The organism is Mesorhizobium sp. GW821-FHT04C10 (assembly GCF_059420305.1).
Genome location: NZ_JBWKTL010000001.1, coordinates 2,375,372 through 2,398,330, shown reverse-complemented (window position 1 = coordinate 2,398,330; position 22,959 = coordinate 2,375,372). Strand labels below are relative to the sequence as shown.

At 64.5% G+C, this 22,959-nt stretch carries 16 protein-coding genes; 4 read left to right on the top strand and 12 right to left on the bottom strand.

Features of this window, described 5'->3' with window-relative positions; all coding sequences use genetic code 11:
* Positions 1-68 precede the first annotated feature (68 nt).
* From AC07UC_RS11570 to AC07UC_RS11560, 3 genes are all read left to right on the top strand, one after another.
* Entirely contained in the window at positions 69-443 is a 375-nt protein-coding gene (locus tag AC07UC_RS11570; protein ID WP_140771651.1) for a hypothetical protein, read from the top strand.
* 505 nt (positions 444-948) lie between these two features.
* Complete coding sequence (locus AC07UC_RS11565) at positions 949-1,863, top strand: hypothetical protein (protein WP_494905764.1); 915 nt, start codon at positions 949-951, stop codon at positions 1,861-1,863.
* 151 nt (positions 1,864-2,014) lie between these two features.
* Positions 2,015-2,881, top strand: a complete 867-nt coding sequence (locus AC07UC_RS11560) for a hypothetical protein (RefSeq protein WP_140771655.1) — start codon at positions 2,015-2,017, stop codon at positions 2,879-2,881.
* Positions 2,882-3,121: 240 nt separating this feature from the next.
* On the opposite strand, the gene amaB is transcribed toward AC07UC_RS11560, so the two are convergent.
* The 9 genes from amaB to AC07UC_RS11515 all read right to left on the bottom strand — a co-directional run bounded on the left by amaB (position 3,122) and on the right by AC07UC_RS11515 (position 16,993).
* Complete coding sequence (gene amaB / locus AC07UC_RS11555) at positions 3,122-4,636, bottom strand: L-piperidine-6-carboxylate dehydrogenase (RefSeq protein ID WP_202326053.1); 1,515 nt, start codon at positions 4,634-4,636, stop codon at positions 3,122-3,124.
* 201 nt (positions 4,637-4,837) lie between these two features.
* Positions 4,838-6,112, bottom strand: a complete 1,275-nt coding sequence (locus tag AC07UC_RS11550) for an RNA polymerase sigma factor (RefSeq protein ID WP_202326052.1) — start codon at positions 6,110-6,112, stop codon at positions 4,838-4,840.
* Complete coding sequence (locus AC07UC_RS11545) at positions 6,109-6,483, bottom strand: YciI family protein (protein ID WP_056578181.1); 375 nt, start codon at positions 6,481-6,483, stop codon at positions 6,109-6,111. The genes AC07UC_RS11550 and AC07UC_RS11545 overlap by 4 nt, the downstream gene beginning before the upstream one ends.
* Before the next feature lie 94 nt (positions 6,484-6,577).
* Positions 6,578-7,666, bottom strand: a complete 1,089-nt coding sequence (locus AC07UC_RS11540; RefSeq protein ID WP_494905761.1) for a DNA topoisomerase IB — start codon at positions 7,664-7,666, stop codon at positions 6,578-6,580.
* A gap of 103 nt (positions 7,667-7,769) precedes the next feature.
* Positions 7,770-8,708, bottom strand: a complete 939-nt coding sequence (locus tag AC07UC_RS11535; RefSeq protein WP_494905759.1) for a glycosyltransferase family 2 protein — start codon at positions 8,706-8,708, stop codon at positions 7,770-7,772.
* Between the two features lie 146 nt (positions 8,709-8,854).
* Complete coding sequence (locus AC07UC_RS11530) at positions 8,855-9,739, bottom strand: transglutaminase family protein (protein WP_140771665.1); 885 nt, start codon at positions 9,737-9,739, stop codon at positions 8,855-8,857.
* Between the two features lie 164 nt (positions 9,740-9,903).
* A complete protein-coding gene (locus AC07UC_RS11525) occupies positions 9,904-12,315 on the bottom strand; it encodes a circularly permuted type 2 ATP-grasp protein (RefSeq protein ID WP_202326049.1) in 2,412 nt (803 codons plus the stop codon).
* A 6-nt stretch (positions 12,316-12,321) separates the two neighbouring features.
* Entirely contained in the window at positions 12,322-15,681 is a 3,360-nt protein-coding gene (locus AC07UC_RS11520; RefSeq protein WP_494905756.1) for a transglutaminase family protein, read from the bottom strand.
* A 115-nt stretch (positions 15,682-15,796) separates the two neighbouring features.
* Positions 15,797-16,993 (bottom strand): acyl-CoA dehydrogenase, encoded by a 1,197-nt coding sequence (locus tag AC07UC_RS11515; protein ID WP_494905754.1) that lies wholly within the window; start codon positions 16,991-16,993, stop codon positions 15,797-15,799.
* A 157-nt stretch (positions 16,994-17,150) separates the two neighbouring features.
* Between AC07UC_RS11515 and AC07UC_RS11510 the strand changes: the two genes are divergently transcribed.
* Positions 17,151-18,062, top strand: a complete 912-nt coding sequence (locus tag AC07UC_RS11510) for a LysR family transcriptional regulator (protein ID WP_494905752.1) — start codon at positions 17,151-17,153, stop codon at positions 18,060-18,062.
* Here AC07UC_RS11510 and AC07UC_RS11505 read toward each other — a convergent pair whose 3' ends face one another.
* The 3 genes from AC07UC_RS11505 to AC07UC_RS11495 form a co-directional block, all read right to left on the bottom strand.
* Positions 18,063-20,384: a Tex family protein gene (locus tag AC07UC_RS11505; RefSeq protein ID WP_494905750.1), complete on the bottom strand. Its 2,322-nt coding sequence runs from the start codon at positions 20,382-20,384 to the stop codon at positions 18,063-18,065.
* Between the two features lie 125 nt (positions 20,385-20,509).
* Complete coding sequence (locus AC07UC_RS11500) at positions 20,510-21,691, bottom strand: serine hydrolase domain-containing protein (protein ID WP_494905748.1); 1,182 nt, start codon at positions 21,689-21,691, stop codon at positions 20,510-20,512.
* Positions 21,692-21,724: 33 nt separating this feature from the next.
* On the bottom strand, positions 21,725-22,921 hold the full coding sequence (locus tag AC07UC_RS11495) for a serine hydrolase domain-containing protein (protein WP_494905746.1): 1,197 nt from the start codon (positions 22,919-22,921) through the stop codon (positions 21,725-21,727).
* Positions 22,922-22,959: the final 38 nt, after the last annotated feature.

Here is a 22,959-nt window from a genome sequence, read left to right as displayed (position 1 = left end):
GGGAGCAGATTGCCCGCGATCGGAAAGCGATAGCCTTACCGCTTTTCCCGTTGAAGGGAGGCGCAACCATGCGCGGTTTCACACCAAAGATCATAGCAATTGCATCGCTCCTGGCGGCAGTGCCACTATCGAGTGCTTACGCGGTGCATCGCCACCGGGTCGAACCTGGCGGCATGTCCGTCGAGTCACGGGCGGTCCTGGATCAGTTGCAGGGCGTCAAGCAGGGGATTGTCGAGGCAATGGATGCAAAGGCGATCACCCCTGAGCAGGAGCACGATCTGATGACGCAGGCCGACAGCATCCATCGCTCGGCCACCGGTGGCGGCGCATACCAGAGCTTGCTCGGCCAGATCGAGAGACTGGATCAGCAACTGCAGACCGATTCAGGCGGCGGCACCTACATCGGCGACGGCGCCGATGGCGGCTATTACCCGAACGGCTGACGCGGGCTGATCATCATCGCACGGCGCCTCGGACAGGTTTCCGTGGCGCCGGATTTTTTCATCGAGCCTCGCGAACGAGCAAGGCAGGAGCCTGCCGGACCACGGCAATTTGCGCAAATGGAAGCGGTTTCGGCCAGGCCTTGGCCGAAGGCCAAGCCAACAAGCCGAACATCCTCGACCAGCATCGGCCTGTTGCCACCCACCGGCGGGCCGGTGAAGAAGGCCGTCACCGGCCCGCCAGCACCATGTGCATAGGCTTGTAGCCCCCTGCACTGGCTGCTTGCGATGAAGCCCGCACCGGCATAGGTGATATCGTTCGAGTTTGCCGCGCTCGAAGATCAATCCAACGGGCGCTCGTTCGACTGACGGTGATTGGGAGGATTTTTCCAAGCCATGGCAATCAGTTAGCAGACCGAACCGTGAACCTGTCGCCGTGGATCCATATCTCGGCTGGCGCTGTTCTTCGCAATTGGTACGTCTGGACACAAATACTGAAGATTGGAAAATGAGGAACGCAATCTCGCCATCAGAGTTGTTTCAAAACTTCAGGAGATCCGCGCTGAAATTGGAAGACATAGCGGCCCATCCGGCCTTGCACCGCTACGTTCAGGAACAGTCGCAGTCCCTGATCCGAATCTATGAGGAAACACCGCGACTGGCTTCCATCTTTGCCACGCAGCAGCGCTGGCTTATGGGCCATGTCGGCCTTGCCATGCACTTCAGGCGCGATCCGAACGACCGCCGCAAGGAACTGACAGTCTCGCGTTTCATCGAGGTCGTGCACAAGAACGCGGTGGCCAGCCGCAACACGGCGGACGCCTTCATCAAGGAGATGCTGCACTACAACATCGCGGAGTATGTGGCGGGCGGGGACGGTCGCACGCATCCCCTGCAGCCGACGGCGGCCACCATTGAGAGATTCACCGGCTGGGTCATTGCCCATCTGCGCACGCTTGACCATATCGATGGCGGCGACCGGTTGGCCAGATTCCTGGACCGGCCCGACATGCTTGCCACGCTGCAGCCCCTGATAGCCGACGGCCTGCTGGCCTCGAAGCCGGTGCGTGAACCCAACCAGACCTTTTCCCTGTTCATCTGGCTCAACAATGGCGGCATCGTCATGGACTGGCTGATGTCCGGCATCGATCCCGATCACGCCGGCCTGGAGCGAATCCCGACCGGCGTGGTTTCGATCGGCGACTTCGCCAGATGGCTCAAGCTGTCGCGGACCCATCTCGGCCGCAAACTGCGCACCGCCGAGGAATTAGGCAGCATTGGCTGGGTTGGCCAGCGCGGCCATTCGGTGATGTGGGTGTCGCACGGGTTCTATGAGGAGTACATGACTGTCCAGGCCGCCAAGCTGGCCGTTGTCGATACCGCCTTCGAGACCTGTTTTCCGCCATCGCGAGGCGGTGGCTGAGCAGCGGCGCGAAGCCATGAAGCACTCCCGCGATTTGTACCCACTGTGCGCATTCACTCACTGTTGACGGCCGGCGTCTGGACACAAGGCGCGAAGACTGAAAATGTGTCCTCGCGTCTTCGCGACAAGGGGTCTTATCGCAGCGGGGGGAATGGCGCTGACGTTGGAAGAAATTGCCGCTCATCCGGCACTGCATCGCTGTATCCGCGTCCAGGCACAGGCGATGAACCAGACTTATGAGATGAATCCGCGGCTCGCGTCGGTGTTTGCCACGCAGCAACGCTGGCTCATGGCCCATATCGGTCTCGCCTTGCATTTCAGGCGGGAGCCCGACGACTATCGTAAGGAACTGACGGCAGCCCGTTTCCTCGACGCGATCCGGCAGAATTCGGTGGCCAGCCGCAACACCGCCGACGCCTTCGTCAAGGAAATGCTGCACTACGGTTTCATCGAGTATGTGCCCACGGCACAGGACGGCCGCATCCGTCCCATGCAGCCGGCCGCGGCCTCGCTGGAGCCGGTCACCCTCTGGCTGATGGCGCATCTGCAGACGCTGGACGGTCTCGACGGTGCGAACCGCCTGGCCCTGTTCCTGGCCAGGCCGGACGCGCTCGCCATGCTGCAGCCACGGATTGCCGATGGCTTGCTCTCGTCCAACCCGGTGCGCGAGCCCAAGCAGACCTTTTCCCTGTTCACCTGGCTCAACAATGGCGGCGTCGTCATGGACTGGCTGATATCGGGCGTCGATCCCGAGCATGCCGGCCTCGATCGGATCCCGACCGGCGTCGTCTCGATCGGCGATTTCGCGAAATGGCTGAAACTGTCGCGCACTCACCTTGCACGCAAGCTTCGCGCCGCCGAAGACCTCGGCAGTGTCGGCTGGCTCGGCCAACGGGGCCAGTCGGTCATGTGGGTGTCGCGCGATTTCTATGGGGAATACATGGCCGCCCAGGCGGTGAAGCTGGCGATCATGGATGCCGCTTTCACCGAAACCTTTGGTTCGACGGCAGCCCGCTGACCCGTGCGTCGTCTGCCGCACGGGGGATGCACGAATCCGTCATGCCCGCTAGCGCTCCAATCGCCGCTATGCGCGGCGCCATGATTGGAGAGGGACCTGCATGAAAGACGTTATGAAAAGCCGACCCTGGACAAGCGCGAACGATTGTCCAGCGTCAGTGCGGCATGTACGCCCTCCACCTGTGTCGATTGATGCTCGCCGAGCCCAATCGACACTAGCCTTGGACACCCCCCGGCGGTCTCAATCGATGTCGAATGAGACGCCCTGGGCCAGTGGCAGCGCCTTGGAGTAGTTCACCGTGTTGGTGGCGCGCCGCATATAGGCCCTCCACGCATCCGAGCCGCTCTCGCGGCCGCCGCCGGTTTCCTTTTCGCCGCCGAAGGCACCGCCGATCTCGGCCCCCGACGTGCCGATGTTGACGTTGGCGATGCCGCAGTCCGAACCGTCGACGCCGAGGAAGCGCTCCGATTCCTGCAGGTCGCGCGTGAAGATCGACGACGACAGGCCCGCACCCACCGCATTGTGCTCGTCGAGCACGGCGTCGAAGTCGGAATATTTCATCACATAGAGGATCGGCGCGAAGGTCTCTTCGGTCACCGGCGAGACCTGCTTCGGCATTTCGACAAGGGCGGGATGCACATAATAGGCATCGGGATGACCGTTCTCGACCCGCGTGCCGCCGGTCACCTTGCCGCCATGGGCCGTGGCCTCCTTCAACGACTTCTGCATGGCCTCGTAGGCGGCCTTGTCGATCAGCGGCCCGACCAGCGAGGAGGTCTCCAGCGGATTGCCGACCGAAACGCTCTGATAGGCCTTCTTCAGCCGCGGCAGCAGCGCGTCATAGACGCTCTCATGCACGAACAGGCGCCGCAGCGTCGTGCAGCGCTGTCCGGCCGTGCCCATGGCGCCGAAGGCAATCGCTCGCAACGCCATGTCGAGGTCGGCGCTGGGCGCCACGATGCCGGCATTGTTGCCGCCGAGTTCCAGCACCGCGCGCGCAAAGCGCTTGGCCAGCCTTGGCCCGACCTCCCTGCCCATGCGCGTCGAGCCGGTGGCCGACACCAGCGGCACCTTGGGATGATCGACCAGGACTTCGCCGACGGCGCGATCGCCGATCAGCACCTGGAGCAGGCCCTGCGGCGCGTCGGCGCCGAAACGCTTGACGGCGCGCGCAAAGATCGCCTCGCAGGCAAGTGCGGTCAGCGGCGTCTTCTCCGACGGCTTCCACACCACCGCATCACCGCAGACCAGCGCCAGGGCTGCGTTCCACGACCACACCGCGACCGGGAAGTTGAAGGCGGAGATGACGCCGACGACGCCGAGCGGATGCCAGGTTTCCATCATGCGATGGCCTGGGCGTTCGGTGGCGATGGTGAGACCATACAATTGCCGCGACAGGCCGACGGCGAAATCGCAGATGTCGATCATCTCCTGCACTTCGCCGAGCCCCTCGGACGGGATCTTGCCGACCTCGATCGACACCAGCCGGCCGAGCTCGGCCTTGTGGATACGCAATTCCTCGCCGAGCAGCCGCACCAGTTCGCCGCGCTTGGGCCCCGGCACCAGCCGCCAGGACTGGAACGCCTTGTGCGCGGCATCGATCGACCTGGCCGCATCGGCCGGCGAGATCGTTTTCAGCGCCGCGATCTCTTCACCCGTCACCGGGCTCTTCACGATCAGGTCGCCGCCGGCAAGCGCCTCCCTGGCAACACCCAGTTTCGCCAGAAGCTCAGCCGTTTCCTTCGCTATCGTCATTTTTGTCCCTTTCAGATCCCGTCGTCATCATATGGCGTCGGGTCAAAGCCTCGCGCCATTTCGCCCGCGTGCCAAAGGCACTCGAGGCACAGTCATGGCGTGGCCTTACTCGTTTCAGGGGAAAATCGCCACCCCGGCATGGTCCAAGCCCAAATTACAAGATTGAGCCAGAGACGATTGAGCCAGACCGGCGAATGCTGCTCAGTTGGCCTTTTTCGCCGGCGTGCGTACGGCACCGTCTTTCATCAAACGGTCGATATGCATGCGGATATGGGCCGCTTCCGCGGCCGTGTTGGCAAGCGCGATAGCCCGGTCGAAGGCGATCCGCGCCTCCTCGCCCCGGTCGAGTTGCATCAGCAGTCCGCCCTTGAGGCCGAAGAAATGGAAATAGCCGGAAAGCCTCGGCTCCAGCGGCTCGATCATGGCAAGGGCGGCTTCCGGGCCGCGCACCTTGGAGACCGCCACCGCGCGGTTGAGCGTGATGACCGGCGACGGCTGCATCTGTTCGAGCAGGCCATAGAGCAGGTCTATCTCCACCCAGTCGGTGTCCTCGGCCTTATCAGCCCGCGCATGCAGGGCGGCGATCGCCGCCTGCACCTGGTAGGGGCCGGGCTTGCGATGGCGCAAAGCCTTGTCGACAAGGGCCAGCCCCTCGTCGATCATCTTGCGGCTCCACAGGCCGCGATCCTGGTCCTCGAGCAGCACGATCTCGCCGTCTTCGTCGAAACGGGCCGGTGCGCGCGCATGCTGGAGCAGGAGCAGCGCCGTCAGCCCCATGATTTCCGGCTCGGTCTGGAACAGCCGCAGCAACAGCCGGGCCAGCCGGATCGCCTCCTCGCAGAGCGGCGCGCGGGCCGGTGCCTCGCCGCTGTTGGTGGAATAGCCCTCGTTGAAGATAAGGTAGACCATGGCCGCCACCGCCGCGAGCCGCTCGGAGCGCTCGACGGCGCCCGGCGTCTCGAACGGCATACCGGCGTCGGCGATGCGCGCCTTGGCGCGGGTGATGCGCTGTTCCATGGCGCTCTCGCCAACCAGGAAGGCGCGCGCGATCTGCTTGACCGTCAGGCCGGAAACGATGCGCAGCGCGACCGCGATCTGCTGCGTTGCCGGCAGGTCCGGATGGCAGCAGATGAAGAGCAGCCGCAATATGTCGTCGCGGTAATGCGCTCCGTCCAGCCGCTCGGCGATATCGCTTTCGGCATCGTCCAGATCGGAGATCTGGTCTTCTTCGGGCATCGGCGCCTGCTTGGCGCGCTTGCGCACCGCGTCGATGCCGCTGTTGCGGCCGACGAAGATCAGCCAGGCCGCCGGATCGCGCGGCGGCCCGTTCTGTGGCCAGTTCTTCAACGCCCTGAGACAGGCATCCTGGAAAGCTTCCTCCGCCGTATCGAGATCGCGGAAATAGCGCAGCAGCGCACCCATCGCCTGCGGGCGGGCGGCGCTGATCGCTGAGCTGATCCAGGCAAGTTCGGTCATACGGCAACCCCGGTGGGATTGAACACCGAGACCGGCCGTATCTCATAGGATCCACCGCTCGGATTGACCTCGGAAAGCTCACGGGCGAACTCGACGGCCTCGTCGAGATCGGCGCATTCGAGCGTATAGAAACCGAGGAACTGCTCCTTGGTCTCTGCGAACGGGCCGTCAATGACGATCGATTCGCCCTTGACCTTCCGCAGCGTCGTCGCCGCCGTCGTCGGCAGAAGCCGCGCCACGGGACCAAGCCGGCCGGCCTTGGCGTATTTCTCCTGGACGCCGAGGAGATTGGCCATGACTTCGTCGTCCTGCGCCTTGCTCCACGAGCTGACGACGTCTTCGGAGGCATAGCAGAGGATGGCGTAGAGCATGGCTGGTCCTTTCTGTATCAAAGGACGAAACAGTAGGGCCGATCCCGACACGACGTCGATAAAAAAATCCCGAGATGGCGGCTGACAATTGCCGTCAGTCACCGTTCGTGCGTTTCAACCATCTCAGCACGAGCGCCTCCTCCTCATCGAGACCCTCGATGGACCGCTTGCGCTTGTTGGCCTCCGCCATTTCGGCAAGCAGCCGCCCCTGCAGCCAGGCCTCGAAGACCTGCGGGTGGATATAGCATTTGCGGCAGACCGCGCGGGTGTTGCCCAGCCGCTCGGCGACCTTGTCGATGACACTGTTCATCACGCGCTTTTGCTGTGCCTGGCTTTCGGGCAGCTCCGTCTGCGCAAACAGCGACGCGGCATGGATGGTGCCGCCCCATGTGCGGAAATGCTTCGAGCTGAAGGCATCGCCAACCGCCTGGCGGATATAGCGGTTGACGTCGTCGGAGCGGACCGGGCGCCTGTTGCCGTCCTCGTCGAGATACTGGAACAGCTTCTGGCCCGGCAGATCCTGTGCACCCCGTACGATCCCCGCAATGCGGCGGTCCACCAGCTTCAGTTTCCATTCCTTGCCGGACTTGCCCTTGAAGGCAAAGCGCAGGCTCGATCCCCTGATGTCGACATGGCGGTCGCGCAATGTCGTCAGGCCGAAGCTCTTGTTGTCACGCGCATAGGCGGCATTGCCGACGCGGATCATCGTGTTGTCGAGCAGCCAGACGACCGCGGCGACGACACGCTCAAACGGCAGGCCGCGGCGGCGGAAATCGCGATCTATGGTGCGCCGGAGCTCCGGAAGGCTTTCGGCGAAGGCGACGAGGCTTGAATATTTGGCACCGTCGCGTTCCTCGGCCCATTGCGGATGATAGCGATACTGCTTGCGTCCGCGCTGGTCCCTTCCGGTCGCCTGGATATGCCCATCCGCGTCGGGCGAGATCCAGACATCCGTCCAAGCCGGCGGAATGACGATCGCCTCGATCCGTGCCCTGGTGGCATCCGAGACTGCTTTCCCGTCCGGCCCCTTGTAGGAAAACCGCTTGCCTGCCTTCAGCCGGCGGATGCCGGGCTCGGCATCGCTGACATAGGTCAGTGCGGCATCCCTTGCCGAAAGCTGCGCGCCATTCTTCGCTTCACCGCCAGCCGATCGGCTGTAGGTTGATCCGGATTTCTGCAGCATGACGGCTCCATGCAGATGTCGGTAGATAAGCCGTTGGCTGACTGCTGGTTCCACAGCCATCCGAAAAGTCCGCGATGCGGCGCCGAACGGGCGCCGAATTGCTCTAGAGCACGCCTTGCAGTTCTATCTGCTGAGCCGACAGCCGGCGGCGCACGGCGAGCTTGAGCTTGTAGCGCAGGCAGCGCCATGCCTCCGAGCGTCGCTTGGGCGCGACCGCCGCCACCGCCAGGAAGCGCGCGGCGGTGTCCAGGTCGCCACGGGCGTAGTGGACGCGGGCGATCTTGAGGGCGACGAGTCCCTCCCTGGCCTTGAGCGCCGAGACCGGGATGCTGCAATCCGTGAGCGTGCGCAGTTCGCGACGCCACTCCAGGAAGCGCCGCACCGGGTTGATCGCAAAACGATCGTCCGAACGGGTGGGCGAAACCTCATAGACCATGACCGGCTGCGGCATCATGGCCAGCGAGGCCTTGCTCATCAGTCGCGCCCAGAACAGCGTGTCCTCGTCATAGGCAAGCCCCACAGGAAACCGCGTCTCGCCGATCAGGCGCCGGGACGCCAGCACGCTGCCCACCGCGACCGAACGTATGTCGCCTTTCACATAGGCGGAAGCGTTTGCCAGGCAGGCGGCCTGGTAGCCGTTCGGCACCTTGATCTGCCGATCCTCACCGCTCACGCGTCGTCGATAGGCGCCAACGATCATGTCGGCTTTCGGCTGGCTCTCGGCCTGCCGCAGCAGTGCGCGCAATCCGCCATCAAGATGCAGATCGTCGGCGTCGATCAGGTAGACCCAGGTATGGAGTGCCTCGGCCAGCGCCACGTTGCGGGCGCCGCCGGCGTCGCGGCAATTGGCCGGCAGCACACGCAGCGGCAAGGACAGTTGCGCCGCGGCCCGCAGCGCCGTCGCCGCCGTGCCGTCCGTCGATGCATCGTCGACCAGCAGGACCTCGCCGATAACCTCGGCCTCGCCGGCGAGTGACGCCAGTGTCGTGGCGATTGTGGCCGCTGCATTGTGGGCAGGAATGACGACGCTGACCGCTTTCAATTACAAAATCCCGCGCTCGCGCGCCTTGGCAGTACGATGATTGTCCCTCGGAACGAATACAGACTAGCGGCCCGTTCGATGTTTGAGAAGTCGCCTTCGACAATCCAGAATTGCAACAACGGGACGGTTCGGCGTTTCGCTCGCATTCACACCTTTTCGAGCGCGACCGGAATGACGTCGACGGCCTGCTCGCCCACCTGACCGCCCGTGGTCTTGAGAACGCCGACGATCGGCGCGACATCGGAATAGTCGCGGCCATAGCCGACGGTGATATGGTCGTTGCTCGCCCGCATGCCGTTGGTCGGATCGAACTCCTGCCAGCCGGCGTCACGCCCGCACCAGACCTTGACCCAGGCATGCATGGCATCGGCGCCTTCCAGCCGGGGCTTCCCCTTGGGTGGAATGGTGCGCAGGAAGCCGCTGACATAGCCGGCCGGAATGCCGAGCCCGCGCAGACCGGCGATCATGATGTGCGAAAAATCCTGGCACACGCCGCGCTTCAGCTTGAAGGCATCGCTGGCCCGGGTCCGCACCGTGGTCGCCTCACCGTCATAGGTGAAGTCGCGATGGATGCGATTGCAGAGATTCATCGCCGTACCGGCGGCCGAGCCGGCAATGCTGTCCCCCGCATAGGCGGTTATCGCCGCATCGATGCCGGAGTGAGCGCTTCCCGCCAGAAAATGGTGCGGCGCATCAGGCGCCAGCGACCGCACCGCGGCCAGCTCCTGCCTCAGCCGGGCGATATCGGGCGACACGTCGAGTCCGGGTTCCGGCCGCGACACCGAAACGCGTGCGCTCATACGGATGTCGAGCGCGTCATGCGCGTCGCGAAAGGCGATGGACGTGACGCTGTTGCCGAAGAAGTCCAAAAAATCCGACCGTTCATTCGGCGCCGGCGTGAATGACAGGGATGCGGCGATGACGCGTTGCACACCGGAAATCGTCGACGGCAGCACGCGGATCTGATGGCGGCCGCCGCCGGCCGCGGCTGCGTAGTCGTAATGGAGATGGAGCCTGATGTCGTAGAGCATGCGCTGCTTTTCTTGTTTGCCGCAGGTTCTTGTCGCAGAACCGTGCGACACTTTTGCGGAGCCTGCCTAGAGCATGATGCCGAAAACTGTGAAGCGGTTTCCGGACGACGTCATGCTCTATCTCCTAATTTAGAGTCGGATGATTGATCTGAAATCATCCGGCTCTAACCGAAATAGGCCTTGGCGAGGCTGTTGTAGAGCCCCCCGATCTCATAGGCGAGCTCGTCCAGCGCCTTTGCCGTCATGTCCGATGGCTCCTTGATGGCGATGGCCGTGTTGAGCTGCAGGATCTCCTTTGCCGCCGGCGACATATGCCCCTCGCCGCCAAGCGACGGCAACAGGCCGATCTCCGCCTTCAGCCTTTCGAGCTGGAACAGGATGGAGCGCGGATTGAGTGGGTCGAGCGCCAGAAGATCGATCACCGTGCGCCGGCCAGCCTGCACCGGATACTGCCGGCGGTGGGTCATGACGCTGTCGCCGATCTCGAGCATCATGTCGAGCGCCCCATCCGGCGCCTTGGAGCCGGTCAGCCGGGACAGCGTACGGGCAATCTGGATGCCGCGCTCCAGCCGCCGGCCGATCTCGAGGAAACGCCAGCCGGCGAAGCGGTACATGTTCTCGTGCAGCAGGCCGGAAAAGCCGGCGAGCTTGCGCAGGATCACCGTCATTGCCCGTGTCGCATCGTCGCCCGGCGCCACCGTCTTGGCGAACTGATGGATGGTCTTCGACAGGTCCTTCAGCGCCAGCCAGCCATCGGGCGAGAAGCGGTCGCGGATCTGTCCTGCGCTGTAGACCGCGCTGTCGAGCGTTCCGATCAGCCCCAACGGGATCGCTGTCGCAACGTCGATGCCGAACGGTTCGAGATAGTCCCTGATGTCGGCCAGCAGCGGCATATCCGGATCGGAGGTCTCGGCCAGCCGCACATGATAGGCGCGCAGGATGCGCACCGTGTCTTCCGAGCGCTCGATATAGCGCCCGAGCCAGGTCAGGTTCTCCGCCGCGCGGCTGGGCAGGCTGCCCGGCCGGGTGCGGCTGAAGCTGTCGCCCTCCTGCGGCAACAGCGTTTCACGCTCAACCGGCCTGTCGCTGACCACCCAGACGTCAGCCGCCTGGCCGCCGCGCTGCATGGCGATCGCGGTCGGGTCGAGCGACAGGCCGACGCGGGCGAACCCGCCCGGCATCACCGTCCAGCCCTCGGGCGTGCGTGCCAGATAAACGCGCAAGCTGGCCGGCCGCGGCTCCAGCCAGCCGCCGACAAAGACCGGTGTCGTCGACAGCGTCACCGCTTCCTGGCCGACGAAGGCGCCGCCGTCGCGTTCGATGCGCGCCACCAGTTCGGCCCGCTCGCCGGCCGACAGCGTCGAGCCCAGCGTGGTCTGGCCATCATCCTCGAAGGCTAGTCTCGTCGAGAGCGCCGGGCCGACCACCATGCGGTCGATATTGGCAAGCACATGGGCGCGTTCCGTCGCCTGCCCGCACCACCAGGTCGCGACGCTCGGCAGCAGCAGCTCCTCGCCGCGCAATTCGCGCGCGATCTTGGGCAGGAAAGCAAGCAGCGCCCGCGTTTCCATCAGGCCTGAGCCCAGCGCGTTGACGGTCGCAACCGCACCCTGGCGGATCGCTTCCACCAGCCCCGGCGTGCCGATCTGCGAGTCCGAGCGCAATTCGAGCGGATCGGCGAAGGCGGCATCGAGACGGCGCCAGAGCACGCTGATCGGCATCAGGCCGGAAACGGTGCGCACCATCAGCCTGCCGCCGGAAACAGTGAGGTCCTCGCCCTCGAGCAGCATGATGCCGAGGTAACGGGCGATATAGGCGTGTTCGTAGTAGGTTTCGTTGAGCGGCCCCGGCGTCAGGATGGCGACGCGGCCGTCGGTTTCCCTGGCCATGCCGATCAGCGCATCGCGGAAGCGTCGGAAGAAGCCGGCAAGCCGGTGCACGTGCATCTCGCCATAGATGTCGGACAGCGCGCGCGTGGTGGCGACGCGGTTCTCCAGCGCGAAGCCGGCGCCCGATGGCGCTTGCGTGCGGTCGCCCAGCACCCACCAGCGGCCATCGGGCCCACGGCCGAGCTCGAAAGCACAGAAATGCAGGAAATGGCCACCGGCCGGCGTGGTACCGACCACGGGCCGCAAATATTCGGGGCTGGCCGCGATCAATCCCGCCGGCAGGATGCCTTTTTCGACCAGCCGGTTGCGCCCATGGATATCGGCGATGGTTTCCTCGAACAGCTCCGCCCTCTGGATGAGCCCGGCGCTGATCGCGGCCCATTCGGCGTCTTCGATGAGCAAGGGCACATGCGCCAGCGGCCATTCGCGCTCATTGGCGCCGGCCTTGTCGTAGACGCGGTAATAGACGCCGGCATCGCGCAGATACTGGTCGGCGCGGGCGAAACGCTGGCCGAGCTTTTCAGACCCTATTTCGTCGAGCGCCTCGATGAACTGCTTCCACGCCGGACGGGGATTGCCTGACGCGTCGACCATTTCGTCGACGACACCGTCGATCGGCTGGTAGTGCTCCAGCAGGCTGTGGATCTGCGGCTTGCCGCGTACCCTCTTGTGATTCCCCTTTGCCATGTCCGATCACAGTCTGGGTGGACGCCGAAGGTCAAGGGTCATCGGGAAATCTTCCGCCGGTTGTTCTTCACGCGGCACATAGCCTGATGGCGTGTGGCCGCGCGGTTCGAAGCGGGCGAGCCGCCGCGCTTCCGCCTCGTTGCCGTTGACCGGGAACGTATCGTAGTTGCGCCCGCCGGGATGCGCGACATGGTAGACGCAGCCGCCGACCGCCCTGCCCGACCAGCGGTCGTAGATGTCGAACACCAGCGGCGTGTTGACCGGCAGCGCCGGGTGCAGGCCAGACGCCGGCTGCCAGGCCTTGAAGCGCACACCCGCCACCGCCACCTCGCGATTGTCCGTCACCTTCATCGGCACGATGCGGCCGTTGCAGACGATCGCATGGCGTTCCGGATTGAGCCCTTCGGTCTTGACCTGCAGCCGTTCGACCGAGGAATCGACAAAGCGCACGGTACCGCCGATCGCGCCCTGCTCGCCCATGACATGCCATGGCTCCAGCGCCTGGCGCAATTCCAGCTTGATGCCGGCATGCCGCACCTCGCCGCAGAAGGGAAAGCGGAATTCGAGCTGGGCGTCGAACCATTCAGGCCGGAATTCGAAACCGTTGAGCTTGAGATCGTCGAGCACGTCGAGAAAATCAGCCCAGACATGATGCGGCAGCATGAAGCGGTCATGCAGCGAAGTGCCCCAGCGCACGAAACGGCCGTCGAGCGGGTTCTTCCAGGCACGGGCGATGATGGCACGGACCAGAAGCTGCTGCGCAAGGCTCATGCGCGCGTTGGGCGGCATTTCGAAGCCGCGGAACTCGACCAGGCCGAGCCGGCCGGTCGGCCCATCCGGCGAAAACAGCTTGTCGATGCAGATTTCCGAGCGATGCGTGTTGCCGGTCACGTCCGTCAACAGGTTGCGGAACAGCCGGTCGACCAGCCACGGCAGGGGTGCCGCGCCCTGGTCGGGATGCGGCACCTGCGCCATGGCGATTTCGAGTTCGTAGAGCGAATCGTGGCGCGCCTCGTCGAAGCGCGGCGCCTGGCTGGTCGGGCCGATGAACAGGCCCGAAAACAGGTAGGACAGCGACGGATGCCGCTGCCATTGCAGCACCAGGCTCTTCAACAGATCGGGCCGGCGCAGGAACGGGCTGTCGTTTGGTGTCGCGCCGCCGACGACGACATGATTGCCACCGCCAGTGCCCGTGTGGCGGCCGTCGATCATGAATTTGTCGGCGCCAAGCCGCGTCAGCCGCGCTTCCTCATAGATTGCCGTCGTCGTCGCCACGCAATCCTGCCAGTTGGAAGCCGGATGGATGTTGACCTCGATGACGCCGGGATCGGGCGCGACGCGGATGACATTGAGGCGCGGATCATGCGGCGGGCCATAGCCCTCGATGTGGACGGGAAGGCCGATGGCTCGCGCAGCGTTCTCGGCGGCCGCGACCAGTTCGAGATAGTCCTCCAGTGCTTCAACCGGCGGCATGAACACGCAGAGCCGTCCATCGCGCGGCTCAACCGAGAGCGCGGTGCGCACCGCGCCACCAATCTCGGTGATCTCCTGTTCGACCCGGTCCTGCTGGCCGGTCGCCGCGGTGAACGACACCGCCTGCTGCCGGCGCGCCATCTCGTCGGCGCCTTCAAGTTCGGCAGGCGCGGCGGAGGGCAAGATGGCTTCACGCGCGGGCAGCGCTCCGCGCGGCAGCGACGGATCGACGGGCACGATGTAGGGGAATTGCGCCGGTGGCACATAAGGCAGCGTGCCGAGCGGCAAGCGATAACCGACCGGTGAATCGCCAGGCACCAGGAACAGCCGCCCGCGTCGCGTCTTCCATTTTTCCGAACGCCAGCGTGGCCCGGATGCCTGGCTGTTCCAGCGCTGCACCGGCAGCACATAGCCGGACGGCTTGGTCAGCCCGCGCTCGAACACTTTGGCCATGCGGCTGCGCTCTTCCGGATCCTCCAGCTTGGAATTGGACGGATCGACATTCTCCGGCAGCTTGCCTTCCTTGAGCAGCCACTCGGCCGGGTCCTCATAAGCTTCGCTGACCATCGACGTGTCGATGCCGAGTTCCCCGGCGATCGCGGTGAGAAGGCTTTCGGCCTGTTTCGGGCCGATATCGGCCGAACTCTTTTCGCGCGCGATCAGCGACGGGTCGCTCCACACAGGCTCGCCATCGGCACGCCAGTAGAGCGAAAAGGTCCAGCGCGGCAGGCTTTCACCGGGATACCATTTGCCCTGGCCGTAATGGAGGAAGCCGCCCGGCGCGAAACGTTCGCGCAGCCGACGGATCAGCGCATCGGCCTTTTCGCGTTTGGTCGGCCCGACGGCGGCGGTGTTCCATTCGGCCGACTCGAAATCATCGATCGACACGAAGGTCGGCTCGCCGCCCATCGTCAGCCGCACATCGCCTTCGCCAAGTGCTGCATCGACCCTGTTGCCGAGCGCGTCGAGCGCCCGCCAGCTTTCATCCGAGAACGGCTTGGTGATGCGCGGATGCTCGGCGATGCGGTCGACCCGCATGTCGAAGCCGAATTCGACATTGGCAAAGCTCGCCATGCCGGAAATGGGGGCCGCATTGCGGAAATGCGGTGTCGCGGCGAGCGGCACATGGCTCTCGCCGGTGAGCAGGCCGGAGGTCGGGTCGAAGCCGATCCAGCCGGCGCCGGGAAGATAGACCTCGCACCAGGCATGCAGATCCGTGAAGTCGACTGATGTGCCGGCCGGCCCATCGAGCGCGATGAGGTCGGGTTTGAGCTGGATCAGATAGCCCGACACGAAGCGCGCGGCGATGCCGAGATTGCGCAGGATCTGCACCAGCAACCAGCTAGAGTCCCGGCACGATCCCTTGCCGGCGGCCAGCGTTTCCTCCGGCGAGAACACGCCGGTCTCCATGCGCACGATATAGGCGATCTCACGTTGCAACCGGGCATTCAGGTCGACAAGGAAATTGACCGTGTTCTTCTGGGTGGTGTCAACGGTTTTCAGGAAAGCCGAAAGCAGCGGGCCCGCCGGTTCCGGCGTCCGGTAGATAGCGAGGTCATCCCTGATCTCTTCCGGGTATTCGAATGGGAATGTCTCGGCCGACGGTTCGACGAAGAAATCGAACGGATTGTAGACCGTCATGTCGGCGACGAGGTCGACCTCGATCTTGAGCTCGCTCACCGGCTCGGGAAAGACGAAGCGGGCAAGGAAGTTGCCGTAGGGATCCTGCTGCAAATTGATGAAATGGTTCGCCGGCTCGACCTTGAGCGAGTGGCTCAAGACCTTGGTACGGGAATGCGGTGCCGGCTGCAGCCTGATGATCTGGGGCCCGAGAACCACCGGCCGGTCATATTTGTAGTGGGTCAGGTGGTAGACGGCTGCCAGAATTGCCATGGGGCCCCGGAGATCGGCGTTTATTCAGCCGAACCCTGACACATCTGGCCGCCATTCTCCAAGCGGATGTTGCGCTGCACCTAAATTAAAGGACCGGTTGCCGGCTTAAAGTCGCTCAAAAGAACGCCTGTATCCCGGTCTGGGCCCGCCCCAGGATCAGCGCATGCACGTCGTGCGTGCCCTCATAGGTGTTGACGGTCTCCAGGTTCTGCGCGTGGCGCATGACGTGGTAGCCGATCTGGATGCCGTTGCCGCCATGCATGTCGCGGGCCTGGCGGGCGATGTCGAGCGCCTTGCCGCAATTGTTGCGCTTGACGATCGAGATCATCTCCGGCACCATCTTGCCTTCGTCGAGCAGGCGCCCGACGCGCAAGGATGCCTGCAGCCCGAGCGCGATCTCAGTCTGCATGTCGGCGAGCTTCTTCTGGTAAAGCTGCGTGCCGGCCAGCGGCTTGCCGAACTGCTTGCGGTCAAGGCCATACTGGCGGGCGCGATGCCAGCAATCTTCCGCCGCCCCCATCGAGCCCCAGGAAATGCCATAACGAGCCCGGTTGAGGCAGCCGAACGGGCCGCCCAGGCCCTTGGCGTTGGGCAGCAGCGCGTCTTCGCCGACCTCGACGCCTTCCATCACCACCTCGCCAGTGATCGACGCCCGCAGCGACAGCTTCCCGCCGATCTTCGGCGCAGACAGCCCCTTCATGCCCTTTTCGAGCACGAAACCGCGGATCTCGTCCTTGCCGTTCTCGCCCTTCAGCTTCGCCCAGACGACGAACACGTCGGCGACCGGCGCGTTGGAAATCCACATCTTGGAACCGGAGAGCTTGTAGCCGCTAGCGGTCTTCTCGGCGCGCGTCTTCATGCCGCCCGGATCGGAGCCGGCATCCGGCTCGGTCAGGCCGAAGCAGCCGATCCACTCGCCGCTGGCGAGCTTGGGCAGGTACCTCTTGCGCTGTTCGTCCGAGCCATAGGCGTAGATCGGATACATCACCAGCGACGACTGCACCGACATCATCGAGCGATAGCCGGAATCGACGCGTTCGACTTCCCGCGCGACCAGCCCGTAGGTCACATAGTTGGCGCCGAGCCCGCCAAATTCTTCCGGGATGTTGATGCCGAGCAGGCCGGCAGCGCCCATCTCGCGAAAGATGGCGGTGTCGAAGGTCTCGTTGAGGTAGGCGTCCTCGATGCGCGGCGCGAGCTTGTCGGCGGCAAAAGCCGCTGCACCATCGCGCACCATGCGCTCATCTTCGGAAAGCTGCTCCTCGATCAGGAACGGATCTTCCCAGACGAAGGCATTCTTGTCGGCGGCCATGGCTCTCTCCCGGACTCTATGCATGCCGGCGAAGGAGTTCAGGATCCTTGGCAACAACGGCATGCGTGAAGCAAAATCTTGGTCCGGCTTATCGACCCGGGGCCTGAAAAAATCAAACGAAATTGCTTCACCAATCAATGAGCGTTAGGAATGGATCATGAGTGTCCAGCGCCGCCTCCTGCCTAACATCAGCGCCCTCGCTGCCTTCGAAGCGGTGGCGCGGCTTGGGTCTTTTACCGCCGCTGCCCAGGAGCTGGATTTGACTCAAGGCGCTGTAAGCCGGCAGATCAAGCTGTTGGAGGATCAGTTTGGCCGCCGGCTGTTCGAGCGCGACAGCCGTAATGTCCGGTTGTCGACGGCGGGCGAAATCTACGCCGAAGCGGTGCGTTCGGCACTTGGCCAGCTGCGCGACGCAGCCCTTGGATTGATGAGCAATCGGCATAGTGGCATCTTGAACCTCGCCATTCTGCCGACCTTCGGCACGCGCTGGCTGATGCCGATGATCCCCGATTTCGTCGAGAACAACCCCGACATCACCATCAACTTCGTCACCCGCGTCGGCCGTTTCGACTTCGCCAGGGAGAGGCTGGACGCCGCCATCCACTATGGCCTGCCCGATTGGCCGGACGCCGACTCGACCCTCCTGGTGCGCGAAACGGTGGCGCCGGTGGTGTCGCCCGAATTCCTCGCCGGCCGCGCCATCGCCACGCCGGCTGATATCGGCCGCCTGCCCTTGCTGCATATGGCAACGCGTCCCGGTGCCTGGACCGAATGGTTCGAGCATCAGGGCCTGAGCGCGCCGACCGGGCCCGGCATGCAGTTCGAGCAGTTCGGCACCGCCGCCCAGGCCTGCATGGAAGGGCTTGGCGTCGCGCTCCTGCCGCTGCTCCTCATCGCAGGCGAATTGCAGCGCGGCCAGCTTGTGCCGGCCCCCGGCCAGCCCATGCAAAGCCGCAGCGCCTATTATCTCGTCGTTCCGCACGACAAGCGCGGCCATCCGCCCGTCGCCAGTTTTCGCGACTGGCTGCTGAGCCAGGTCGAGAAGGAGCCGGCTGTTCTGGCGTGGTAATTACTTCCGCTTCAGCGCATCCGCCAACGCAGCACCAAACGCGCCCTGCTGGGCCGGCCGCTCCGGCTGGCGCTGCGGTGCCGGGCCACGTGGCGCCGGCCTGCCGCCGCCATTGTCGCGTGGCCCACCTTTTGACGCTCCCTCACCGCCGTCCTTGCGCATGGAAAGCGCGATGCGCTTGCGCTTGATATCGACATCGACGACGCGCACCTTCACTACGTCGCCCGCCTTGACCACCTCATGCGCGTCCTTGATGAAACGGTCGGCCAGTTGCGAGACATGCACCAGGCCGTCCTGGTGCACCCCGATATCGACAAAGGCGCCGAAGGCCGCGACATTGGTGACGGTGCCTTCCAGCAGCATGCCGGGCTTCAGATCCTTGATGTCATCAATGCCGTCGGCAAAGGTCGCCGTCTTGAAGCCGGGGCGCGGGTCGCGGCCAGGCTTTTCCAGCTCGGCAAGAATGTCGCGCACCGTCGGCAGGCCGAAACGCTCGTCGACGAAGACGCGCGGGTCGAGCGCCTTGAGTGCGGCGCTGTCGCCCATCAGCGAACGCACATCGCGGCCGCAGGCGGCGACGATCTTCTTGGCGACCCCGTAGGCTTCCGGGTGGACCGACGAGGCATCGAGCGGCTCGCTGCCATTGGCAATGCGCAGGAAGCCGGCGGATTGCTCGAACGCGCGCGGCCCAAGCCGTGGCACCTTGAGAAGGTCCTTGCGGCTGGCAAACGGCCCGGTGGCGTCGCGATGCGCGACGATGGCGTCGGCGAGCGACGCGCCAAGGCCCGAAACGCGCGCCAGCAATGGCGCCGAAGCGGTGTTGAGATCGACGCCGACGGCGTTGACCGCGTCCTCGACCACCGCCTCCAGCGAGCGGCCGAGCCGATACTGGTCGACGTCATGCTGATACTGGCCGACGCCGATCGACTTCGGTTCGATCTTGACCAGTTCGGCGAGCGGATCCTGCAAGCGCCGCGCGATCGACACCGCGCCGCGCAGCGATACGTCCAGACCGGGGAATTCCGCCGCCGCCGTTGCCGACGCCGAGTAGACCGAGGCGCCCGCCTCGCTGACGATGACCTTGAGCGGCTTGGGTCCGCCATCGGAAGGCATGTCGGACAGCATGTCCGCCACCAGCTTTTCCGTCTCGCGGCTGCCGGTGCCGTTGCCAATGGAAATCAGCTCGACCTTGTGCAGTCGGATGAGTTTGGCGAGTTCGGCCTGCGTGCCGCGCACATCGTTCTTCGGCGGGAACGGATAGACCGTCGTCGTTGTCAGCACCTTGCCGGTGCCGTCGATCACGGCAACCTTGACGCCGGTCCGGATGCCGGGGTCAAGGCCCATCGTGGCACGCGACCCGGCGGGCGCGGCGAGCAGCAAGTCCTTGAGATTGCGGGCGAAGACATGGATCGCCTCCTCCTCGGCCCGTTCGCGCAGATCGCGCATCAGGTCGAGCGTCAGGTGCAGCGACAGTTTTATCCGCCAGGTCCAGCCGGCGACGTCCATCAGCCAGCGGTCGCCCGGCAGGCTGGCGCCGATGGCATAGGCGTTGGCGATCATCCGCTCGACCGGCTTCACCGGCGACGTGTCGTCGGCGTCGACCTCGATGTCGAGCGACAGCACCTCTTCGTTGCGGCCGCGCAACATGGCCAGTGCACGGTGGCTCGGCACATTTGCCCAGCGCTCGACATGGTCGAAATAGTCCGAGAATTTCGCCCCGGCCTCCTGCTTGCCGTCGACCACTTTGGCGCGCATGAAAGCGCGTTCCTTCATGTAGGTGCGCAGCTTGCCGACCAGGTCGGCATTCTCGGCGAATTGTTCAGAGAGAATATCGCGCGCGCCCTCAAGGGCCGCCTTGGCGTCGGCCACCTCCTCGGTGACATAGGCCAGCGCCAGTTCGGCGGGCACCAGTGAACGGTCCGCAAGAATGGCCTCCGCCAGCGGCCCCAGCCCGCGCTCCCTGGCGATCTCGGCCTTGGTACGGCGCTTGGGCTTGTAGGGCAGATAGATGTCTTCCAGCTCCGCCTTGGTAGCGGCGGCGGCGATCTTGGTCTCAAGCTCCTGCGTCAGCTTGCCCTGTTCGCGGATCGAGCCAAGGATGGTGTCGCGGCGCGCGTCGAGCTCACGCAGATAGGCGAGCCGCTCGGCAAGGTCGCGCAATTGCGTATCGTCAAGCCCGCCGGTCACCTCCTTGCGGTAACGTGCCACGAACGGCACCGTCGCGCCCTCGTCGAGCAGTTCGATCGCCGCGGCCGCCTGTTCGGGCCGGGCAGCGATCTCGGCCGCGATGATGGCTGCGATGCGCTTGATGTCGGATGCCATGTCATTCCCACTCTTGTCGAAAAGAGCGGCGACCATAGGCGCAGACATCCGGTCCGCCAACCGCCGCGCCTCCATCAGCCCGGCGGTCCACAGGAAAGCGCGCGCTAATGTGGCTGCGGAGCCGCTTAGACCATCCGGCTCAACGCTTCGAAAAACGCGACGAGTTCAAGATCCAGCGGGTCGTCGACCGGCTCCGGTTGCGACGACATCTTGGAGATCACCACTTCGGTGCTGGGATCGACATAAAGCCATTGGCCATGGATGCCGATGCCGCAATAGGCACCGTTCTCATGTCCGGTCTGGTACCATTTGTTGCGATAACGGCCCTTGGGAAACAGCGGCAGCATCGCGCCGCGCTGCCAGGCTTCCGCGCTGCCGCCGGTGCTTGTCGTGTCGCGCACCCAGGCCTCTGACACGATGCGGCGTCCATTGGCGGTGCCCCCTTGCCGCATCATTTCGCCGACGCGCGCCAGGTCGCGCGGCGTCACCGAAATGCCGCCGGCGGTGCGCGCCGTGCCTTCCATGTCGACGCCGATCGAGGCTTCGCTGACGGCGCCAAGCGGCAGCCACAGCTTCTCGCGCATCAGGTCGGTGAAGCGCTGGCCGGAAGCCCGCTCCAGCAACAGGCCGAGCAGGTCTGAATTGGGCGAGCGATAGCGGAAGGTCTGGCCATGCGGCTCGGCCAGGCGCTGCAGGGTCAGGATGAATTGGCGCAGGCTTTCCGTGCCGCCGCCCGGATTCCACAGCGTGGCGCGACGGTAGCGCGCGAAAGCGCTTTCCGGATCAAGATAGGCTTCCTCGAAATCGAGGCTGACGCTCATGTCGAGCACATGCCGGCAACTCGCATCGCCATAGGCCGAGCCGGCGGCTTCGGGGATGTAGGTCGTCACCGGCGCTTCCGGATCGAACACGCCCTCGCCTTCCAATATGCCGGCGATGACGGCGGTGACCGACTTGCTGATCGAGAAGATGATGTGGCGGGCGCCAAAATCCATATGCGGCGCGAACCAGTCGCCGATCACCTTGCCGCCCTTCATCACCGTCAGCGCATCGGTGCTGGAGCGCACCAGGAATTCCGCCATCGTCTCCGGAGCGCTGGCAAGCGAAACCTTTTCACCAAGCAAGCCACCGAAATCCCGCGCGGGTGCCTCGGCACTACCCGATGTAGCGGTCACGCGCGCTGTCGGCACCAGTTCGCCCAGATTCTGGAACGACCATCGATTGAACGGGTTCACGCGCCAGTTGGAAAGCAGCACCTCGTTGCGGCGAAAGCCGTAGCGGGTCTCGAACGCGGTCTTGCCGGTCATGGCGTTTCCTTCCAGGTCGTTTCTTGTGGGGGCTCAGATCAGCGCGGCGGCGATGGCGTGCACCGCCTTCAGCGTCGCTGTGGAATAGCCGAGATTGCTGAAATCCGGCCAGGTCGAAAGCTTCACCACGACCATTCCTGTGTTCCAGTCCATATGGATCATTTGCCCGAACACACCCCGGCACATCAGTGCGCGCGAGTTGGCATCCTCGATCCAGAACTGATTGCGATAGCTGCCTTCCGGCAGGCTGGTGGAGAAATCCGGCCCGTGCTTGCCGTTGCGTGTCGCTTCGACCCAGCCGGCCGGCACGATGCCGCCGCCATTGTCGAGGATCATCTGGCCGAAGCGGGCATAGTCGCGCAGCGTCGCATTGAAGCCGCCATCGGCCAGCGCATAACCGGCGCTGTCGACGGTGAAGCAGGCGCTTTCATCGGCACCGAGCTTTTGCCAGAGTTCTTCCGAAACCAGCTGCGCCAGCCGCTTGCCGGTCACGCGCTCCATGATGAAGGCGAGCACGTCGGTCTCGATCGAGCGGTATTCAAATCCAGTGCCATGCGGGCGAACCGTGTCCTTCAGGCCCAGGATCAGCTCGAACATGTGCGAGGGCCAGCGGAAATCCGGATCGCTGCCTGGCGGCACCGGCTTCCATCCGGTGGCGACGTCGACCTGGCCGATATCGGAATAGCGGTCGGTATATTCCTCGGAAAAACGCACGCCCGTCGTCATGTCGAGCACATGCTGGACGCTGGCCCCGGCCCAGCCGGTGGCGCCGAGTTCAGGTAGATAGTCGGTGACCGGCCTGGCCGGATCGATCAGGCCGCGTCCAGCCAATATGCCGAACACCGAGCCGGTGACGGACTTGGCCATCGACTGCGACAGATGCAGCGTGCGCTCGTCCATGCCGTTGAAATAGCGCTCATAGGCTATCTTGCCGTCCTTGAGCACGAGGAAGCCATCCGTGTAGGTCTCGTCCAACAACCCGGCGAGGGTTGTCGGCTTGCCCTCGCTGTCCTCGACCGCCAGCCCGTCAAGATCGACCTCGGCGCGTTCGAGACGATGGCGATGGCCGTTGCCGCGCCAGACTTCGGCTGTCGGCAGAATTTCCCTGATGTGCTGGAACGCCCAGCGGTTCCACGGCGGCCGGTCCCAGTCGAGCTTCGGAGGGACCATGGCGGGCGGCGAGCCCTGCATGATCGGCGGCCGCGGATCGCTGTTGCGATAGGAGTCCATGAAAGGCCATTCCCGGAAAAGAAAAGACCCGGCGTGTA

Excerpts from the sequence above, each read along its gene's own strand:
- AC07UC_RS11570 (WP_140771651.1), top strand. The coding sequence starts at position 69 with ATGCGCGGTTTCACACCAAAGATCATAGCAATTGCATCGCTCCTGGCG.
- AC07UC_RS11565 (WP_494905764.1), top strand. The coding sequence starts at position 949 with ATGAGGAACGCAATCTCGCCATCAGAGTTGTTTCAAAACTTCAGGAGA.
- AC07UC_RS11560 (WP_140771655.1), top strand. The coding sequence starts at position 2,015 with ATGGCGCTGACGTTGGAAGAAATTGCCGCTCATCCGGCACTGCATCGC.
- amaB (WP_202326053.1), bottom strand. The coding sequence starts at position 4,636 with ATGACGATAGCGAAGGAAACGGCTGAGCTTCTGGCGAAACTGGGTGTT.
- AC07UC_RS11550 (WP_202326052.1), bottom strand. The coding sequence starts at position 6,112 with ATGACCGAACTTGCCTGGATCAGCTCAGCGATCAGCGCCGCCCGCCCG.
- AC07UC_RS11545 (WP_056578181.1), bottom strand. The coding sequence starts at position 6,483 with ATGCTCTACGCCATCCTCTGCTATGCCTCCGAAGACGTCGTCAGCTCG.
- AC07UC_RS11540 (WP_494905761.1), bottom strand. The coding sequence starts at position 7,666 with ATGCTGCAGAAATCCGGATCAACCTACAGCCGATCGGCTGGCGGTGAA.
- AC07UC_RS11530 (WP_140771665.1), bottom strand. The coding sequence starts at position 9,739 with ATGCTCTACGACATCAGGCTCCATCTCCATTACGACTACGCAGCCGCG.
- AC07UC_RS11525 (WP_202326049.1), bottom strand. The coding sequence starts at position 12,315 with ATGGCAAAGGGGAATCACAAGAGGGTACGCGGCAAGCCGCAGATCCAC.
- AC07UC_RS11520 (WP_494905756.1), bottom strand. The coding sequence starts at position 15,681 with ATGGCAATTCTGGCAGCCGTCTACCACCTGACCCACTACAAATATGAC.
- AC07UC_RS11515 (WP_494905754.1), bottom strand. The coding sequence starts at position 16,993 with ATGGCCGCCGACAAGAATGCCTTCGTCTGGGAAGATCCGTTCCTGATC.
- AC07UC_RS11510 (WP_494905752.1), top strand. The coding sequence starts at position 17,151 with ATGAGTGTCCAGCGCCGCCTCCTGCCTAACATCAGCGCCCTCGCTGCC.
- AC07UC_RS11505 (WP_494905750.1), bottom strand. The coding sequence starts at position 20,384 with ATGGCATCCGACATCAAGCGCATCGCAGCCATCATCGCGGCCGAGATC.
- AC07UC_RS11500 (WP_494905748.1), bottom strand. The coding sequence starts at position 21,691 with ATGACCGGCAAGACCGCGTTCGAGACCCGCTACGGCTTTCGCCGCAAC.
- AC07UC_RS11495 (WP_494905746.1), bottom strand. The coding sequence starts at position 22,921 with ATGGACTCCTATCGCAACAGCGATCCGCGGCCGCCGATCATGCAGGGC.